The organism is Marinimicrobium sp. C6131, assembly GCF_026153455.1.
Lineage (GTDB): Bacteria > Pseudomonadota > Gammaproteobacteria > Pseudomonadales > Cellvibrionaceae > Marinimicrobium.
Genome location: NZ_CP110629.1, coordinates 2,916,671 through 2,935,225 on the forward strand (window position 1 = coordinate 2,916,671; position 18,555 = coordinate 2,935,225).

Sequence of the window (18,555 nt, forward strand, 5' to 3'; positions counted from 1 at the left end):
GCATTACACGCTGGCGATTAAAACCGAACTGTCGCTTCGACACCGAAACCGTCCAGCTCTCCAAGATCCTGATAAAAACCGGAAAGACTCCACCGATCGGTAAAGAATTTCCTGATCCTCAGTTGATTCCCATCGATCAACTTTGGTCCACTTCCAACCCCTTCGGACCGCTGATAACCAACACTCAACGTTCGGTCAATATAGTAATCCACCGCAAGCGCCAAACTATCCTGAGCAAAATCATCATAGTCGTAATTCGCCTGAACGGCTAACGATGGGCCAAAGTGATCGAAAACGTACTTGGCATTCAGGTTCCAGTTCTCATCCAGCTCCTGATCTTCATAAAAGGTACTGTAAACCAACAGCCCCTCAACCGGCGTCAGGCCCAGCGATGCGTTCCAGGTCGTGTCACTGGAAAAAGGAGAATCCGAGTCATAGTCAAAGCGACGGGCCGTCAGGCCAACATAAAAAAGGTCGCCCGGAACATAAAACTCCGCACTGATATCGGTTCTATCGGTCGTAGCATCCGTACCGAGTATGGTGTAGCTGCCAAAGTCGTCAACAATTTCCTGGTCCTGGGACGAGCGGTCAATACGGGAGTGTCGGACACTTAAATTACTCTCACGCTCCAGAAATGCAGCTTCCGCCAGAGGATGATCGCGGGTCTCAACGGGTGAAAAATAGTAGGTTCCCGAGACCGAGACATTATCGATATCCGTCGTTGAGGTGTCTATTTGACTGTAGTGCCCACTGAGCTCCCATTGGTACTCATCGGCAAGGGCGCCAACGGTGGGGAGAAGAAGCGCGGCCGGGAGGATACATCTCGTTATTTTTGACGTACGTTTAATCATAAAAAATCTCCATAAATCGCATTTCATCGATCTGGCAAATACTCCTGATGCCATATCCTGTAAAACCCCTGTACCCCTGGGGCGTCAGATTAGTGTACGCAAAAGATCGGTAAGTTCCACAGCGTCGCCAGGCATTAACATAACTTTTCTACGACATTCGGCGATAAAGCGGCCTTGCGCGACAAGCAAGGCCGCCACACCGACCTTACTTGCCTCTGGGACCAATAAACAGCCAGATGATAAAACCGAGAAACGGGAGGAACAGCAGGACCAGGATCCAGATGAGCTTGGCGGTGCTCGACTCCTTGCTCTGGGCCACCTGCAATAGGGCGTAGATCACGCAAACGAGCAGAATAAGACCCAGGATACCGGTAATCTCAATGGACATAGAGGCGCTCCTCTGTTGGTTTGGTGGCGCTTGGATGGATGCCGAGACGCCGGTGGTCAGCGACCTTATCTCGGCAAGAAGTCGAAAGTATAGTTCACTCGGGTCACGGTCACATCCGCATCGGGGAAGGTGATCAGAAGAATCCGCGCCAGGAGGCGCTGCTCGAGTTCGTCGTTGCCAAGCTCACTGGACTCTATGCGCGCTTCGGAAATTTCCCCCGAGGGCTCGATGACCATACGCACCACCAGTTTACCCTGCAGAAGCGGGTCCTGGCGCAGAGCGCGGTTGTAGATGGCAAAGATGGCCCCCATGTGCTGGTCGATGACCTGACGGATTTCCTCGTCGCTACGGGCGGCCAGCTCTCTGGGGCCGCTGGCAGCGGCTTCGGCCTCGGCGGCGGCCAGTGCTTCCGCTTCGTCGCTGACCCGGGTCGATTCCCGGGCAGCCAGCTCGCCACCGCCGGTATCTCGACTGAGTTGATCGGTGTCGATGCCACCGCTGTCCTCGGCGACCTGCCCTTCCAGGCGGTTGCGTTCGGGCCGCTCGGCCTCGGACTGACCCTCGGACAGGGCGGCCTGCTCGACCTTACGGGTATCCAGGGTATTGCGCATGGCGGCCAGGGCGTCCCGATGTTGCATCAGGCCACTGCGAGCGGCGGTTTCCCGGGCCTCTTCCACACGGGCCGGGGGCGGTGGCTCAGGTTGAGGCTCGGGTTCCGGCTGGGGTTCGGGCTCAGGCTCCGGTTCTGCCTCGTCCGGCTCGGGTTCGGGCTCCGGTTCCGGCTCAGGAGGCGGTGGTGGCTCCTCTTTTTCCAGTATCACCCGGGCCAGTTGCGGCGGCAGTTCGGGCGTTTCATCCCGGCTGGGCTCCGGCAGCGGCACGAACGGAATCACCAGCCCAAGAATGAGCAACAGTATGATCAGCCCGCGCAGTATCCGCCGATAGCGCTGATCGTCCTCAACGCTGGATTCCCAGGGCAGCTCGGTATTGGGGCTCGGGAATCGGGTCATATCAGCCCTCGGCCTCCGACGCGATCTGGTCGACCGCCAGGGCGATGTCGCGATAGTCCGACGCGGCGCAGGTCGCCATCACTTTTTTCAGCAACTTATAGGGAATGCCTTTATCCCCCATGATGGTGATCGGTCGACCGATCTGCGCTTCGGCCTCCGTCAGCGGTCGGGCGCGCTCGGCACGCAGCACCAGCTCTTCGGCCAGGCCGGGGATCTCCTCGTCCTCCTGCGCCAGAACATCGGCCACGGACGCCACCGGACGACCGTTTACCAGAATCTGCTCATCCCCCACCACCAGCAGCAGACTTTCATCCGGCTGTTGGTCCGCCACCGAGGCGGGCAACTCGATATTTTTATCCCGGCTGAGCACTTCCACCTCGGACGAGTTGACCAGCAGGAAGAACACCAGAATGGTGAAGATGTCCATCAGGGACACCAGGTTGAGTTTGGGCAACTGGCTCAGGCGACGGTGGTGCCGGGCCATCCGGCGGGCGCGCATGGACTGCTTCATTCGCTCGCCTCCTGTACCGGGGCATCGCCCAGGGAAATGACCGGAAAGAGTTCCGCGTTCACCACCGATGCGGCCACCACCGCCCTGAAGGATCGGGCGGTGTCCATCGCACTGACCAGCGTCTGATAGGGAGTATCCGGCTCGGACAGAATGACAATATCGTTTTTGTCGATGCCCTGGTTTTTGAGCGTCTGTTTCACCTGCTGGAGCAATTCCGACAGGGCGGGCAGGTCCGGCTCACCGTCTTGATGAGGCACCCGCTCGACAGGAACACCGGCGGGGAAATTGACCTGGAAATGATCGTCACGAATGATCAGTTCAATCTGCTCATTGGGCTCGTCGGTTTCGCTCGCTTCGCTGCTGGCACTTTTGGGCAGTTGCAAATCCAGTACGGTGATGCGGGCGAATACCATGCTCATCAACAACACCGGCACCAATATGATCATCAGATTCATAAAGGAGGTGATGTCGAGCTCCGCTTCTTCTCTGTGTCGATGGCGCCGTCGATGAAACATCGCGCTTGCTGTCCTTTAACCGGGTAAGAAGGCCGCGAGGACGGCGTCAGGCTTGTGCCGATGGTTCAGAACCGGGCTTACCGCTCGCCCGCTGAGCCGTGCCCACCCCCATCAGGTTCAGGCATTTGACGCCCGCCATTTCGAGACTGTCGATGATCTCGGTGGTTTTGGTCTGCAGGGTGGCGTGAAACAACAACAGGGGAATGGCCGACATCAGGCCGAAAGCAGTGGTATTCATGGCCACAGAAATACTGGCCGAGAGCAGGTTGGCTTTTTCCGCCGGGTCGGCATCGGCCACTGCGGTAAAGGCGGCAATCAGACCGATGATGGTGCCGAGCAGGCCAAGCAGGGTGGCGATATTGGCCAGAGTCGCCAGATAGGGCGTGCGCTTTTCCAGGCGGGGCATGGCTTCCATGACCCCCTCTTCCATCGCCAATTCAATGTCGTCGCGACGCTGGGACTGGCTCATCCGGGCGACACCGGCACTGATGATCCGGGCAATAGGGGCGTTGGAGGTCTGGCCGAGTTTCATCACGCCGGCGTAGTCGCGCTTTTTCAGCAGTGGCATCAGTTGCTGAAAGGCCTTGCGGTTGGCGGACTTGGCGTGAGTCAGGTAGAGCCAGCGCTCCAGCGCCACGGCCACCCCTACCACCAGCACCAGTGCAATGGGATACATGAAGGGGCCGCCGTTCTGGAAAAAACGCAGCACGGTAGTGATAAATTCCATGGGTATTGCCCTCAAAATACAAACGCGACGTCGCCTGCAAAGAACGACGGATGTTTATAAAGCCTGCTATGTTTTTTTGAATATATTTTTTGAAATAGTGTTGAGACGGGCAAACCCGCCTGACGCGTTGATCATTATGCCGACTTGGCCGCAGCGAAACTGTGAAGCAGGTTGGTTTTTGGGAGGATTCCGCTGCCGTTCAGTCGGCGATTTCGACCGTCTCTTTCCGCTGACGCAGGCTGCGCTGCAGTTCATCCCGCTCGACGTGACCGAATACACTCTCCAGTTGCCGCTCCAGGGGGTCATAGCCCGGCTCTGGGCTCTCCGGGGTTTGCCAGGGCACCACATGAAAAACCTGGGGCTGCTCACGGTTGCCGGTGACCCGGGATTCCAGCTCAATCACCGGCCCGGCGTCCCGCTCAGCGTCGACTTCACTCTCTTGAGCCCAAAGCGACGCTGACAGACCCATCAGCAGCAAGGCAAACAGTCCCCGAGTCCGATGATTCATTGTGCCTCCTCTGCGGCCAGGCGCCGCTCCAGATCCACGATCCAGCCCGCCACCCGACGGTCCGGTTCATCCTGGCGTTGCTGGTAGGCGCGGTAGTGCAATAGCGCCTGTTCACCCTCGCCGCGATAGAGGTCCAGCAAGATCCCCAGGTTCAGATGGCTTTGGGCGTGAAACGGCCAGACCGTCAGCGCCTGCCGATAGGACCGCTCCGCGGCATCGAAGTCACCGGTCTCACGCTGCAACAAGGCCAGTTGGTTGTAGGCGTCGAGGTTATTGGGGTTGATCGACAGGGCCTGCTCAAGGGCGGCTTTGGCTTCCGCTACCCGACCCTGTTCACTGTGAATTTTCGCCAGATTGACCCAGGGACCGGACAGCCCGGGATACTGTTCGGTCATCGCGCTCAGCAGCCGCCGTGCCAGCGCGTCATCGCCTTGGGCCATGGCCTCCAGGGCCCGGTCGAAGTCCGCCTGCGCCCGGGCGCTGACACTCACCGCCATCTGTTCATAGGGGTTGGGGGTTACCGGGCCTTCGGGTAGCGCCGATGGCGCCGACGCCTCGGTTTGGGCATTCACCTCCGCCTCCGGCTTCGATGGCGGCGCTGTGGTGCAGGCGGCCAGGCCCAGGATGGCACACAGCGCAGCCAGCCGCCGCACAGCATTCAGATCAGTAAATCCCACGGCTGACCTCCGCCACCTGTTCTTCCTTGCCATAGCGGGCCGGCAGTATCTGCGCCAGCGCTTCGAAGCTCTCTTTGACCCACTGGTCGTAAACGCCGCGCTGGGTGCGTCGGGCATTGATTTCGTAGAGCTCAATGGCTTTTTCCTCAAAGGGGTAGGCCTGCTCTTCCAGTAGAATGTCGTACTGCTCCAGTTCCAGCACCCCCAGACCTTCCGGGCGTTCGGAGTCCATCAGGTCACGCCCCAGTTGGTGGTAGATGGCCGCCATGCGATGACTGGCGCGGGTACTGAACTCGGCCACACCGTAATCCAGAATGGCTTCCTGATCCGCCAGCGCCCGCTCCAGTGCCGCCTGTTTGCGCTCCAGGCTCGGCCCCAGAGGCAGGCGCAGTTTGATTTGACTGAACGCATTGAAACTCGACTCCGCCAATTCGCTGGCGGCGAAGGCGGCGAGATAGTTGGAGCGACCGCCCCCCGACTGATGGCCTTCCACCAAGCGACGCAACCAGAACGCGCGTTTGTCCGCCTCACCGGTCTGCCGATAGAGCTCGGTCATCTGGTACTCCGCCTCGCGCCGGTCGGCCGCCGGTTGCGGGTAGTTGTGCGCATAGCGTCGAAAAGCGTCGATCGCCTCGCGTTGTTCACCCGCACGCTGGTAAAGCTCAGCGGCCAGGTAAAGCGACTCCCGCTGCAGCTCTGGATCGTCACTGGTCTGCTCGACCCGGCACAGCTCGGCGGCGGCCGCCAGCCAGTTTTCCCGGGCCTGATAGACCCTGGCCAGACGCACCGGAATCTGCGCCTGCAGTGGGCTATCGGGATAGGCGGCCCGGAACGTCTCCAGGGCCCGTTGCGCCTCGGGCCAGCGTTCAAGCTGCATCAGGTAGTGTGCCGTATCGAACTGGGCCTGGACCGCCACTTCGGTGGTGGGCAGAGCCTGGGGAATCTCCGCGAGCAGCGCCACCGCCCCGGACATCTCCCCGGCATCCAGTTGCTGGCGGGCGCGCTGGTACATACTGGCGGCAATGCGCTCGCGCACCTCGGCCCGACTGGGCGTACCGGCCATCATTCCGTCACTACCACCTTCGGTGTCGGGCCAGCGCTCAAGTACCTGCCAGTAGGCCCGCTCCGCAGCGGCAAACCGGCCCAGATCGAATTGACTGTGACCGAGTACCAGCCAGGCGCTGAACTGCTCATCAGGACCGGCCGGCGGCTGCCAGTCAAGCAGTCTCTGCGCCAGCGCGGCGGCACTATTGAGCTCGCCGCGCTCAAGCTGTCCGCGGGCCAGGTGACCGAGTACCCCGGTCGCTCTCGGGTCATCGGCATATTGATCCGCAAACTGCTGTCCCACCTCAAGCCGTCGGGCCCACCAGTGACCGGTCTCCGGCCCGGCCCGGCGCTCCAGTTCATCGGCGAGCAACACCGCCGCGTAGCCGGCCTCGCGGCCGTACTCCGGATCCCGATGGTCAAACGCCACCCGATGATAATGATCCAACGCTTCTGGCCACTGCCCGGCGGCATTGAGGGCTTCCGCCAACAAAAAGCGCTGTTCCGGTACGGCCGGGTCGTCAGGGAAACTGGCCACGAACTCCCGATACCAGGTGGCAGCGTGGGCAAATGCCCGGCGGGTCTGCTCTTCTCCGGCGCCTTCGTCCGCCAGGCGTTGGGCCCGGGCGTGTTGGAAGTTGGCCAGCATCGGCAGAAACTCGCGCAGCGAATCTTCCACAAGTTCCCCCGGCTGACCGCCGCGCTTAAACCAGTAGGCGCTCAAAAGACCGTAGCGACGCACAAACTCCTGCTGCGTGGCTCTTACCAATGTCGGGTAGCGCCCTTCCCGATAGGTCTCGATCTGGGCCAGAGTAAACTCCGGCGCCAGGTCGCTGTCCGGATTATCAAACACGTACCGGCCGTAAGTATCGGCAGCATCGCGTACTCGCTCCTGCTCCCGATAGGTTTCGGCGAGGCGCAGGTATAACCGATGTTCGTAAGGGCGAGTGCCAATCCGGCCCGCCAGCACCTGAATACTGTCGGGGCCATCGAGATAGGCGAACGACAGGGCCATGGCACGCAGGGCATCGCCCGCCACCTCGGCCTGGGCACCACTGAGTTGCGCCCAGGCCCGGTCCACCTGCGCCGCGTTATCCGCCGGCAGGAGCAGATGATCCAGGACGCCGGCGAAGCTCTCCAGTGCCTCCGGGTAATCCCCCTGCTTGAACTGCGCCCAGGCGCGCATGTAGAGGGCGTTCTGGCCAAACTCGGGAACTGCATCTACCCCCGGCAGCAGCTCGCGGTAAAGCGCCTCGGACGCCGCGTAATCCCCTTGCGAGAACGCCCGCTCGGCGCGGCGAAATTGGGCCTCGGCGTAATAGCGCGACCCGGGGAATTGCTCGGCGAGCGCCACCAGTGTCCGGTCCGCTTCTTCCATACGGCCATCCAGCGCGTAGGCTTTGGCCAACTGGTAGTAGAGATGATCCGGGGCGGCCGGCGGCTCGATGCCGTCCTCCACCCAGCGGCCTTCACGGTAATCGCTCAGCAGCGCCCGGTACCGCTCGATCGGCTCGTCAAATTGCGGCTCGGCACTGTCCGATCGCGCCAGCGCCGCTTCGCTGCGGGCCATCGCCAGATCCGCCAGACGCCAGCGGATGTCCAGTTGCAGGGCCGGCTCCTGCGCCACCGCCAACGCCCGCTCGTAACGCTGGGCAATGCGCTCGGCCGATTCCGGAGCCAGCGCTTCGGCGTCGGGCAGCCGGGCCTCCGGCAAAGCCTCCAGGCCACCGTGCGGATTCCCGGAATTCACGCAGCCGGCGATCAGGGCCAGGGCACTGATCAGGCCGAGGAATCTCAGGACGCGACTCACGGTGTACCTCCCTGATCACGCAGCGCGCGATCCTGCAGACGGGCGGCGCCCAGCCGCACGCGAGAGAGGTACTGCGTCAAACGGGCTTGGTGTTGTGCCAGGTGCGTCTGAAGGTTGTCCGCGAGCTGTTCGGCCTGACGCTGCTGCGCCTCATCGAGCCGTTGCCGCTGACGCGCAATCGCCTCGGTCCGCTCGGCGATGCGGGCCAGCGCCGGTTCAATATCCGGGTTGTCCGCAATCACGGAGCGGACCCGGTCTTGCCGGGTACGCAATTGCGCCAGAGCGCGGTCCAGGTCCCGCTGCTGTTTGCGCACCCGCCACAGACGGTCTGGATAGTCCTGAGCGGCACGCCAGAGCAGTATGCCCCGGTACAGCGCCAATCGGGCCCGGGTTTCCCGGGGGTTCTCCAACTCACCCGCCGCCGTCAGCCGATCGGCCCGCTCAAGCGCCGCCTCGACACGCTCGTACAGGCGCCGGGTCTCATCATCCGCCAGAGCCAGATAATCCGCCCGGGCTTCGATGTCGGACAGGCGGGCCGCCAGCGGGGCACGTCGCTCACGCAGCTGCTCGGCCTGGGTCCAGAGTTGGCGTCGCGCAACCTCTGCCTGGCGGTCAGTGCGCAGGGCACGCTTGTCCCGCAACAGTTGCCCGTAGTGGGCCAACTTCTCGGGCCAGTCCGCCAACAATTGCGCCTGATCGCGCAGATCACTGAGCGCCTGTACCTGACTCTGAAACGGACTCTGATTGACCCAGTCGGACAGGTAGGGATCGGCGCTGGCGGCAACGGTGGATTCGGTCAGCGTCAGCCAGTTTTCACGGCCCTCCAGAGACAGTGTGCCCCGGAGGTCGGTCGCGGCCAGTTGACGGCGCAGATAAGCGGGGGTCAATTGTTGCCGGAGCTGGCCCACCCGGGCGAGCTCTTCCTCCAGACGCGCATCGGCCCGATCGTAGGCATCCAGCGCCGCCTGGGAGGCGTCGAGTTGCGTATAGGCGTAGGGGAGGGCCACCAGCGCCTCCTGGGCCGCGCTACCGGTGAGCGAACGCTCACTCAGTGCCTGCCAGATGCGGACCGCGCGGGCGGGCTGCCCCCGCTCCAGCGCGGCCCAACCATACCCCAGCAATGCCTGGTCCGCATCCTCGCGAGTCAGGCGCACCCGATCGAAAGCCTGCTCGGCGCGCTCGAAATCCTGTGCCAGCAGGGCAGAAAAACCCAGCGCGGTGTTGGCCCGATCGCGCAGGGCGAGGTATTCCGCATCCTGCCGTTGACGGCGGGGCGCACCGTCTATCAATGCCTGGTAGTAACGCCGGGCCTGGACCCGATCACCGGCCCGGGCAAAAGCACCGCCGAGGTTGTAGAGTACGACCGGCGCCCACTCATCCAACTGGTCCCACAGCACCCGGGGATCAACCGGGTCGGGTTGACCGGTGCGCAGGCGCCACTGCCACTCCAGCGCACGACGCTCCCGGGCGAGATCCGGGTCGAGGGCATCACCCACTCGCGCCCAGGCATCGGTGGCCTGCGCCCAATCGCCCCTCAGATAGTGCAGTTTGCCCAGATAGAAACGTGCCGCGTCGCGCTGCTTCGGACGGCCCGACAAGGCGGACTCCAGCAGACGCTCGGCGCTGGCCGACATGCCGAAAGCCATCCGGATGGCACCCTCGTGGACGGCGCCCTCATCGGCCCCCAGAGCACCCTGCTCCCGGGCCACCATCAGCTCGCTCAGGGCCGGCAGGTAATCGTTCTGATAGTAGTGATAGCGAGCCACGCCTTCACGCAAGTCAGCCTGGCCCCAGGCAACCGGAGCCAGGCCGAACAGGGCAAAAGCCAGTGGCAACGCCCATTGCCTCATTGCAGCGCCCACTCCTCAATGGCAAAAACCGGCTGCAGTTTGCGCTCGGAGTCCACGATTTTCAGTTCCAGCACCAGCGGCTCCTGACCTTTTTCCACCAGCAGATCGGCGCCGCGCTTGTAATCCCGTCCGTCGGGCCCGAGGCCGGTAAACACCGCACTGATCTCATGTTCGCCCGAGTTCAGGTTGCCCAGATAGAGCCGCTGAACACCGCCTCGATACAGTGCCTCCCGTTGAGCATCGGTATACAACTGAGCGGCCACCGGCTCGCCATCGACCTGAAGGCGCACCCCGTCCAGATGAAAGAATTCCCCGAGATCCACCGACAGGTACACCGCTATCTGGCTCGATGCGGGATAGAGCAGCTCTTCTTCCAGAATCAGCAGGTCGCGGTTGAGGTTCAGGGTGTCCTCTTTAAGCTGTTCCAGATCGGATTCGAGATCACTTTGCGCCCAGGCCAACGGGACGGCCAATACCAGGGCCGCACAAAATCCGACGAGCCGCCGCACCGGACGGAAGAATTGGGATGACATTTGGAAGGCTCTCCTGACGGAAACGTGCGAGTTCTGGCGCAGCTTATAACGGCTTATTATTCTAGTGGCACCGGTGCGTTGGAATTGTGACGGCGCGCACACTTGGGCCATACGATGCCCTAGTCCTCCGGGTCAACCAGCCCGTCACTGTAATGCACTCGACCGTCGTCGGTGATCACAATGGCTTCGAATTCCGGCTGCCGATTGATCAGCGCCAGGCCCGCCTCCAGACCGAGAACAAATACGCTGGTTGAAAGCGCATCGGTGTCCATAGCCCGGGGACCCAGCACCGTCGCACTGATGATGCCCCGGGCCGAGGTGCCGGTGCGAGGATTGAGAATATGATGAATGCGCTGGCCCTGCGCATCCACGAAGTAACGCTCGTAATCGCCGGAGGTGGAAATCGCTTCATCGCTGAGGGGTACCACGATGGCGACATCCTCGGGCGCGCGGGGATTTTTGATGCCCACCCGCCAGGGGCGACCGCGATGGTCGCCAATCAGTCGGGTATCGCCTCCGGCGCTGACGCTGGCGTGCTTCACACCCCGTGCACGCAACAACTCAATGGCCCGGTCCACGCCGTAGCCCTTGGCGATGCCACCCAGATCGACATACAGCTTGGGATGGTCGAACCAGACGGTATTCGCCTTACGATCCAGGTGAATGCGTCGATAGTCGATGGCCGCCAGCAGCGCTTTGCGGGTGGCGTCGTCGGGCTGGTGCCCCGAGCGGTAGTCGTAGAGACGCCCGACCGAGCCGAAGGTCACATCGAAGGCGCCGTCGGTCAGCTCGCCGTACTGTATGGACTGGTGCAACAGCTCCGCGAGTTCGGCCGTGATGGGCAAGGGAGTTTCGGCGCTGGCTTTGGGCGCCTCGCGATTGAGCCGGGACAATTCACTGTCCGGTTTGTAGGGGCTGAAATGGCGGTCGATACGATGCAGTTCGTTCATCACCGCGGCCAGGGCGGCCCGCCCCTGCTCAGGATCGTCGTGCCACAGGCGGGCCACCACTTCGGTGCCCATGATGGCCTGCTGGTCGCTGTACCACTCGGCGGTGCTGGGCGAGCTGACCAGAGCCAGGAGTCCCAGCAACATGAACCTGAGAGCGATGACGACCGGGAGGCGGGGCATCATCCTGGCGCGCCGTCAGAACTGCAGGTCGACGTGGTAGCGGTTGCCCTCTCGGTGCTCGAGCACCATGGGCAGCCATTCACGCGCCTGGATCTGATCGCTGAAGGCGCCGGTCAATTCCAGCTCGCCTTCCACAAAAATCCCTCCGGCCAGAGGCAGTCGGGTTTCGACCTCCAGGTCGATGGGACCGTCCAGATCAAACACATCCGCCACCAGCGCATCGCGCTCCGCATCGTAGCGGGCCTCGGCAGCAAAGCTGCCGAGTGTCACCCAGGTGCCGTCGGCCTGAACCCGGGCGCCGGTCCAGCTCAGGTTGCCCTGGAGTTCGGACAGACGTCCGCCACTCAGGCGCATGATTTGAATATTGGCGGCGAGCTGCCCCTGAATCGGCACGGGAACCCCCGCCTGCACCAGGCTGGCCGGCGCATCGATACTGGTGTCACTGACCCGCAACGATCCACCCAACCCGGCGCAGACCCGACCATCAATAGTCTGGGCTTCCAGTGCCGCACTGACGTCCGCGCAGGGTGTCAGGGTGAGCAGCGACCAGGGGTTGAGCTCCCAGCGCAACGCCCCCAGCGAATAGTGCCGGTTGTCAATTTCGATACTGGCCATACGGGCCTGCCCCGACCAGACGGTTCCCTGCACACCACTGAGCCCCAACGTGTTGCCCTGGGTCATGAAGTAGGCGGCCCAGGTCGCCGGAATGCGGGTCAGGGCAAACAACAGGGTCAGAACAATCAGCAGGAGTATCCAGCGGATCGGGGGAATGAATTTTGACAGGGTGTCCCACATAGCGTTGTCGTTATCTCAGTTTTTTTGCAGTCGAATATTGACGGTCACGCGACCCTGTTCACTGGTCCCGGCCATGGAGAAGTCCACCACGGAGACGCCATGCTGGTACTCCATGTCGTAAAGCCACTGAATGAACCGGTCATAGGGCACATCGTCCAGGCGCACTCTGACCTGGCCCCCGGTACCCGGCTGGAAGCCACTCATGCTCAGGTTGTTGGCCTGCAGGCTGCTGTCCACCAGGGCACTCAGGTTACTGTCGTCGTCCTGACCACTCTGGGCATTAGTGCGCGCCTGTTCAATCTGGGCGGCCAGCAATTCCACCCGACCGAGTGACTGACTCACGGCCCGGTTGGCGTTGAGCTGGCGCTCTTTCCAGTCCGCCATCGGTACCAGCACCGCTTTCCATAACAGGTAAAGCAATACGGCCACACCGCCGATCAGAAGAATGGTCTGCTCGCGCCGGTTGTACCGGGAGAGCCAATCAAATACCGCTTTCATGGGCGACCTCCGGTGACTTTCAGGCGAGCCGTGTGACTGTCACCCTGTGCACTGGCGCTGAGCAGCTCCGCCTGCAATCCCCGGGTCTGAATATCACCGCGCAGGGATTCAATGGCGTTGAAGGTGTCGGCTCTGACGTTAAGGCTCAACTCGCCACTGCGGGCCGCATAGGAAACCGCGCTCAGGGTGACGCCGCCGGATTCCGCCAGCGCCGGGAACAGATCACCCAAAAACGGCGTCACCTGGCCACTGGCACTGGCCGGCTGCAACTCGGTCAACTGCTGGCGCAACTGACGCTCCGCATCCACCAGGTTGCCCGGGCCCGCCACCGAGCGGTACACCCGCTCGATTTCCCGGCGAATTTCGATGTTTTCAGCTTCCAACTGATTCACCTGATAAACCGTCACCCCCACATACAGGAAGAGACAGGCCGCCGCCGCCGCAACAACTCCCTGCCAGGAGCGCCACCAGCGCTCAATCGGCAGTCGTTGGGAAAACTCGCCCTGACACAGATTCACGCGTCCGGTTTCAGTAAAGTCCAGTTGCCAGAACGGCACGACCGCCTGCTCATCAATACGGTCCTTGAGTTCATCCGGCAGCAGCGCCTTCAGAGTGACCAACTCCGCATCGGTCTCCGCGCGCAGGTTGAGCCGGGGCAGATTGTCCACCCGGTTCTGGGCGGTGAGCAGCATCTGCAGACTCAGGCGCGCCTGCTCCCGATCGAGGCTGAACCCCAGGTTGGGGGCGTACCGCACCAACAGTTGATCGCCCTGCAACTGCAGGGTCCAATAGGGATATTGCTCGGACAGCTCGGTCTCTCGCGGCAAGGGCATCATCAGCGGCAGGGGCCAGGTGCGCTGGACCTCGATGTGATACTCGCCCAGACGATCGAACAACTGGCGCAACCAGGACTGCTCGACATAGGCGGCAATGGCGCGCCCTTCACGCACCGGGCCGAGGGCGAAATGAAATTGCTCGATGTCGCCAATCACGCTTTCTTCAAGCTGAAAGGGCAACAGCCGACGCAGATGCTTTTTTTCGGCTTCCGCGTATTCCAGTTCGCGGGTGACCACCTGGTTTCCCGGCAGCAGCAACCAGACGCTGTGATGCCCTTCCCCGAGCATCGCCCCCAGGGTATCGAGATCCCCCGAGGCGGCGCTGTCGAGCAACGGTTGCCCGTCGGCATCGAGCCAGCACCAGCGAAACTGGTCCTGGGCGCGATTGGTGTAAAGCACAAGTTGATTGGCCATAAGCGCTATCGTTGTTGTTCCGTTATCGGACGGCTGATCCCGTCTGTAAATTGATTGGGCGAATACCCACGCCCGTCAGTACACATCTGTGCGACGCACCACGGTCAGCTCGTCATTCGAGCGCCGCAGGATACTGCGCATCGCCCGGCGCTGCTCCACCAGAGACGCGACCGTATTGACCGCAAAGTGACTGGTGCTCACCGACAGGGTTCCGGTTTCCGGAGTCACCCCGAGACTGGCCCAGACACTGTCACCCCGGAAGCTGTTGACGTCCGGATAAAAACCTTCCGCCGGCCAGGCCTGACGCAGCAGTTCAACCTGGGACTGACTGAGTGGCAGCAGGTCCTCGGTACTGTTTATGGTCCGCAATAGCCGGTCGGACATCGTATTGACGTTGGTCGGCAACCCCGCCGGCAACACCGTCAGGTGCGGTCGTAGCAGCTCCATCAGTTCCGGCGTGATGTGCCGCACCAGACGCAGCTCTTCCACACTGGCAAAAGTCCGGTTGGCCGGCAGATACTCCGGGTCCAGGCCCAGGTAGTAATCGCCCTCGGCGCCGCCGAACCCGCTGACCTCGTTGTCCGGGTCCATCCAGTCCACCACCGATTCGAGTATGGCGATGGCCTCATCGGGGTTCAACGGCACCCCTTCTTCATCAAACGTCTGCAGCAGGCGGATGAAGCGCCGCTGCATCTCCGTGTAGCGCTCCGGGTCATTGTGCGCCCGCTGGGAGTTCAGGTTGCCACCCCCGAGGTCATTCAGGTTGATGCGACTCTGAGCATCGGTGATTGAGACAAACAGCCAGACGCCGCCGAGCTCCACGGGGGTTTCTCCGCCCCAGCCTTCCTCCGGGTAGTCCACTTCCGGGTCCGGGTCGAGCTCCAGCACAAAGCGGGCCACGGTCTCCGCCGCCAGCAGATAGGAGCGCGCCTGGGCGCCATGCCAGCGGCTCTCGGCCTTGGCCAACCCCAACTGGTACTCACCGGTAAACTTCACCGCGAGCCCGGCCACCACGCTGACGATCAGCAGGGCCATGATCAGCACGGCGCCGCGCTCAGAACTGGGTGATTTCAAACAGGCGTTCACTGACACCGACGCCCTCCATTTCTATGCGCACCAGAACGGCCAGCGGCAGTTCCGCCGGGTTGCCCCCGACCTGATTCGGGTCGGGCCAGGCCTCGGCCCAGTCCCGCAGGTAATCGTCACCATCCAGAGCGCTGCGTCCGGAACGGGCCAGCAGCGCCTGGGACAGAAAGCGGAGCTCCACAGTGGTCACTCCTTCCAACAGCCGCTGTCGAAGCGCCTGTTCCTCAAAATCGTACTCATCGAAGGGCCGGTTGCGCACCGGCCGGTAGTCCCGCCACAGAACCCCTTCCTCCAGGCGGTAACTGACCTCCTGCAGATCACTGCGCAACCGCTCCATCGGGTTCAACCAGGAGTGGCGGGTAAACAGCATCAACCGCTCTTCCTGGCCAATCCCCCCAAAAGGATCCGCGGAAAACGGATTCCGCAATCCCGTCGGCCCCGGTTCCGGCGGCAGAATGTGGCGCAGGTCCGCGCTGATGATCTGCCAGGCCCGGTCCAATCGGTTAATGCCCTCCATGACTTCCCGACTGCGCTCGGCACCGCGACTGGCCGAATCCAGGGCCTGGTACGCCATGGTGGCAATGGCCGCCGCAATGGCCAGGGCCACCATCATTTCCAGCAGGGTAAAACCCCGCTGGCGGGCCAGGTACAATCTAGGGCTCCGCATTGAAAATCCCTTCCAGACGGGCCAAGACATTGTCCTGATCGGTCTGTGGAGACACCGCGATTTCAATCTGCCGAAACGCGGCCATCTCCCCGTAATCGCCAATCTCCAGGGCGTCATTGCTCAATTCCCAGCGCCATTCCCGGCCCGCCAGCGTCACCTCTCCCTGGTCCTGATCCGGCAGGGTGAAATCGGTCAGCAGGCGGCTCTGCAGGTGCAACCGGGTCATCTCGTTTTCGGCCACCCAGAACGCCAGGGTTTTGTTCCGGATCGCCGCAGTGCCATCCAACTGGGACATCACCAGCATCAGAAAAGCCGGCAGCGCCACCGCAACCACGACCAGCGCCACCATCACCTCGATAAGGGTGAAGCCCTTTGTCCGCCTGACGCTTCCCGGGGCCCGACGCATCACCGTTCCTCCCACTCGCGCGCTTCCTCGCGATTCAGCCAGGTCAGGTCCCCCATCATGGACACCTCTACCCGCTGGGTTTCGTTGTCGTCGAACTGCGCCGGCATGATGGCCATTTCATAGGGTGTAGCTTCACCGCTCGGGTAGAACACCAGCACCGGGCGCTGCGGGTCCTGACGGGGATCGTACTGCCACTGCTCCCCCTCCGAGCGGACTTCCACTTGAAAGTCTTCCGGCAGGCACTCTCCGCTCAGGTTCTCGCCCATGGGGCTCCAGGCCTGATCCCGAAATCGCTGCCAGTGGTAACACCAGCGTTGGCGAGTCGTTCCGGCGCTGGTTCTCGGCTCCCAGAACAGCCCGATGATTTCCTGGTTGAGCACGGTCTGCTCGGATACGAAACGTGCCTCCAGCATAAACTGCTCAGTGGTTTCTTCGGCCCGCGAGGCGCTGTCATCACCCCCGATAGAGAGTGATGCCATGGCCACGGCGATGCCAATAATCATCACCACCACCATGATTTCCACCAGCGTAAAACCCCGCTGGTGGTTCATCGGGCAAGGGCGATTCATCAATCGTTCTGGACGCTCTCGTCCCAGACACTGATATCCGCATTCTGGTCCTGACCGCCACTGACACCGTCGGCGCCCAGAGTGTAAATATCGTACTCGCGGGTTTCGCCCGGGCTCAGATATTGATAGGGCGAGCCCCAGGGGTCCTGCGGCAGCTCATCCAGGTAGCCGCCCTGCTTCCAGTTGCGCGGCTCGGGTGCCATGGTCGGGCGTTGTACCAGCGCTTCGAGCCCCTGCTCGGTGGTGGGGTACACGTAGTTATCGATACGGTACAGCTTCAACGCGGTCTGAATCGCCTTGAAGTCGGCCTGCACTTTCTGCAGGCGCGCTTCATCAGCGCGGTTCAGCACCGCCGGTGCGACGATGCTGGCCAACAAGCCGATGATGATGACCACCACCATGATTTCAATCAGGCTGAAGCCGCTCTGACGGCCAAGGCCTTTAGGGTTCCGGTTCATAGATGTAACTCCCACTGTGTTATTGAAGATCTCAGGTCAGATGAGACTGTTCATTTCGAAAATCGGCTGCAGAATTGCCATCACGATCAGGCAGACGGCGCCACCCATAAACACCACCGTCGCCGGTTCCAGCAGCCCCATGGCCACCCCGAGCATCATCTCCAGTTCCCGCTCCTGGTCCTGGGCGGCGTTCTCAAGCTGTTCGGGCAGGGTACCGTTGGCCTCACCGCTGGCCACCAACTGAACCAGCAGCGGCGGAAAGAACCCGGAATTTTCCATCGCCCGGTGCAGACTGGTCCCTTCCTGAACATCTTCGGCGACCGCTTCACAGGCTTCCTGCATGATCTTGTTGGTCATCACCTGGCCGGCAATCCGCAGCGCCTGCAACAGCGGTACGCCACTGGAGGACAACAGGGCCAGGGTCGCCGCAAAGCGCGCCGAATTGATCTGCCGGATCAGGTTGCCCATGACCGGCAGCTTCAATTTGATTTCATGCCAGCGTCGCAGCCGCGCCTCATTGCGCAGCAGGCGCCGGAAGCCGACCACCAGTCCGATCAACACCAACAGGGTGTAGTGCCCATAGTTGAGGATGAAATCGCTACTGGCAATCAGAAACTGGGTCAATGCCGGCAGTTCCCGTTCCCCCTGCTGGAACACGCTGACCAGCTTGGGCACCACAAACGCCATCAGGGCCACAATGACCGTGATACTGATAAACAGCAGCACCAGCGGATAGATCATGGCCATTTTCAGCCGCTGCTGAATCTGCTGGTTGCTCTGGGTGTACTCCGCCAGACGCTCCAGCACCGGTGCCAGATAACCGGAGCTCTCCCCGGCTTTGACCAGCGCGCAGTACATGGTATCGAAGGCGCCGGGCACTTCCCCCAGAGCCTTGGCCAGGCTGAACCCCTCGAGCACTTTGGTGCGCACCTGGAGGATGATCTGTTTGTTATTCGGTTTCTGCTGTTGCTTGGCGGTGGCCTGCAAGGCTTCATCCAGGGGCAATCCGGACTTGACCAAAGACGCCAGTTGCCGGGTGATCAGGCTCAGATCCCGGGCGTTCATCTTGCTGCGCCAGCGCTGGCGCAGCCCCGCCAGGCCCGGCTCGCCTTTGGTGGCCCGACGCCCGCCGGTGACGCTACTGACGTCCAGGGGCTTGAGTCGTTTGGCGCGCAACTGGCTGCGTACCTGGCGCTCGGAGTCACCCTCCAGAATGCCCTTGACCGTTTTACCGGCCTCATTCAATGCTTGATAACTGTAGGCACCCATGGC

21 protein-coding genes are annotated in these 18,555 nt (G+C 62.1%); all 21 read right to left on the reverse strand.

The window, feature by feature from the left end; translation table 11 throughout:
* Positions 1-17: 17 nt before the first annotated feature.
* Positions 18-851 carry a putative porin gene (locus OOT55_RS12580; protein WP_265366214.1) on the reverse strand — a complete coding sequence of 278 codons (834 nt, stop codon included), beginning with the start codon at positions 849-851 and terminating at the stop codon, positions 18-20.
* 205 nt (positions 852-1,056) lie between these two features.
* On the reverse strand, positions 1,057-1,239 hold the full coding sequence (locus tag OOT55_RS12585) for a PLDc N-terminal domain-containing protein (RefSeq protein WP_024461552.1): 183 nt from the start codon (positions 1,237-1,239) through the stop codon (positions 1,057-1,059).
* 65 nt (positions 1,240-1,304) lie between these two features.
* Positions 1,305-2,249 carry an AgmX/PglI C-terminal domain-containing protein gene (locus OOT55_RS12590; protein ID WP_265366215.1) on the reverse strand — a complete coding sequence of 315 codons (945 nt, stop codon included), beginning with the start codon at positions 2,247-2,249 and terminating at the stop codon, positions 1,305-1,307.
* A 1-nt stretch (position 2,250) separates the two neighbouring features.
* Positions 2,251-2,760 carry an ExbD/TolR family protein gene (locus tag OOT55_RS12595; RefSeq protein ID WP_265366216.1) on the reverse strand — a complete coding sequence of 170 codons (510 nt, stop codon included), beginning with the start codon at positions 2,758-2,760 and terminating at the stop codon, positions 2,251-2,253.
* Complete coding sequence (locus tag OOT55_RS12600; protein WP_265366217.1) at positions 2,757-3,275, reverse strand: ExbD/TolR family protein; 519 nt, start codon at positions 3,273-3,275, stop codon at positions 2,757-2,759. The genes OOT55_RS12595 and OOT55_RS12600 overlap by 4 nt, the downstream gene beginning before the upstream one ends.
* A gap of 46 nt (positions 3,276-3,321) precedes the next feature.
* The gene (locus OOT55_RS12605; protein ID WP_265366218.1) at positions 3,322-4,002 is read right to left on the reverse strand and encodes a MotA/TolQ/ExbB proton channel family protein; all 681 of its coding nucleotides are present in this window, start codon (positions 4,000-4,002) and stop codon (positions 3,322-3,324) included.
* A gap of 199 nt (positions 4,003-4,201) precedes the next feature.
* Entirely contained in the window at positions 4,202-4,510 is a 309-nt protein-coding gene (locus tag OOT55_RS12610) for a hypothetical protein (RefSeq protein WP_265366219.1), read from the reverse strand.
* The gene (locus OOT55_RS12615) at positions 4,507-5,187 is read right to left on the reverse strand and encodes a tetratricopeptide repeat protein (protein WP_265366220.1); all 681 of its coding nucleotides are present in this window, start codon (positions 5,185-5,187) and stop codon (positions 4,507-4,509) included. Before OOT55_RS12615 ends, OOT55_RS12610 begins: the two co-directional genes overlap by 4 nt.
* A complete protein-coding gene (locus OOT55_RS12620; RefSeq protein WP_265366221.1) occupies positions 5,174-8,041 on the reverse strand; it encodes a tetratricopeptide repeat protein in 2,868 nt (955 codons plus the stop codon). The genes OOT55_RS12615 and OOT55_RS12620 overlap by 14 nt, the downstream gene beginning before the upstream one ends.
* Positions 8,038-9,891: a tetratricopeptide repeat protein gene (locus tag OOT55_RS12625; RefSeq protein ID WP_265366222.1), complete on the reverse strand. Its 1,854-nt coding sequence runs from the start codon at positions 9,889-9,891 to the stop codon at positions 8,038-8,040. The genes OOT55_RS12620 and OOT55_RS12625 overlap by 4 nt, the downstream gene beginning before the upstream one ends.
* Complete coding sequence (locus tag OOT55_RS12630) at positions 9,888-10,424, reverse strand: AraC family transcriptional regulator (protein ID WP_265366223.1); 537 nt, start codon at positions 10,422-10,424, stop codon at positions 9,888-9,890. Before OOT55_RS12630 ends, OOT55_RS12625 begins: the two co-directional genes overlap by 4 nt.
* 119 nt (positions 10,425-10,543) lie before the next feature.
* Positions 10,544-11,557, reverse strand: a complete 1,014-nt coding sequence (locus OOT55_RS12635; protein WP_265366224.1) for an FAD:protein FMN transferase — start codon at positions 11,555-11,557, stop codon at positions 10,544-10,546.
* A gap of 12 nt (positions 11,558-11,569) precedes the next feature.
* Positions 11,570-12,349: a type II secretion system protein N gene (locus tag OOT55_RS12640; protein ID WP_265366225.1), complete on the reverse strand. Its 780-nt coding sequence runs from the start codon at positions 12,347-12,349 to the stop codon at positions 11,570-11,572.
* Positions 12,350-12,364: 15 nt separating this feature from the next.
* Positions 12,365-12,847 carry a type II secretion system protein M gene (locus OOT55_RS12645; protein ID WP_265366226.1) on the reverse strand — a complete coding sequence of 161 codons (483 nt, stop codon included), beginning with the start codon at positions 12,845-12,847 and terminating at the stop codon, positions 12,365-12,367.
* Positions 12,844-14,097, reverse strand: a complete 1,254-nt coding sequence (gene gspL / locus OOT55_RS12650; RefSeq protein ID WP_265366227.1) for a type II secretion system protein GspL — start codon at positions 14,095-14,097, stop codon at positions 12,844-12,846. The genes OOT55_RS12645 and gspL overlap by 4 nt, the downstream gene beginning before the upstream one ends.
* A 75-nt stretch (positions 14,098-14,172) precedes the next feature.
* Complete coding sequence (gspK, locus tag OOT55_RS12655) at positions 14,173-15,171, reverse strand: type II secretion system minor pseudopilin GspK (RefSeq protein WP_265366228.1); 999 nt, start codon at positions 15,169-15,171, stop codon at positions 14,173-14,175.
* A complete protein-coding gene (gspJ, locus tag OOT55_RS12660; protein ID WP_265366229.1) occupies positions 15,152-15,850 on the reverse strand; it encodes a type II secretion system minor pseudopilin GspJ in 699 nt (232 codons plus the stop codon). Before gspJ ends, gspK begins: the two co-directional genes overlap by 20 nt.
* On the reverse strand, positions 15,837-16,256 hold the full coding sequence (gene gspI, locus OOT55_RS12665) for a type II secretion system minor pseudopilin GspI (RefSeq protein WP_265366230.1): 420 nt from the start codon (positions 16,254-16,256) through the stop codon (positions 15,837-15,839). Before gspI ends, gspJ begins: the two co-directional genes overlap by 14 nt.
* On the reverse strand, positions 16,256-16,825 hold the full coding sequence (gene gspH, locus OOT55_RS12670) for a type II secretion system minor pseudopilin GspH (protein WP_265366231.1): 570 nt from the start codon (positions 16,823-16,825) through the stop codon (positions 16,256-16,258). Before gspH ends, gspI begins: the two co-directional genes overlap by 1 nt.
* Positions 16,825-17,283, reverse strand: a complete 459-nt coding sequence (gspG, locus tag OOT55_RS12675; RefSeq protein WP_265366232.1) for a type II secretion system major pseudopilin GspG — start codon at positions 17,281-17,283, stop codon at positions 16,825-16,827. The genes gspH and gspG overlap by 1 nt, the downstream gene beginning before the upstream one ends.
* Before the next feature lie 36 nt (positions 17,284-17,319).
* Entirely contained in the window at positions 17,320-18,552 is a 1,233-nt protein-coding gene (gene gspF, locus OOT55_RS12680) for a type II secretion system inner membrane protein GspF (protein ID WP_265366233.1), read from the reverse strand.
* Positions 18,553-18,555 lie beyond the last annotated feature (3 nt).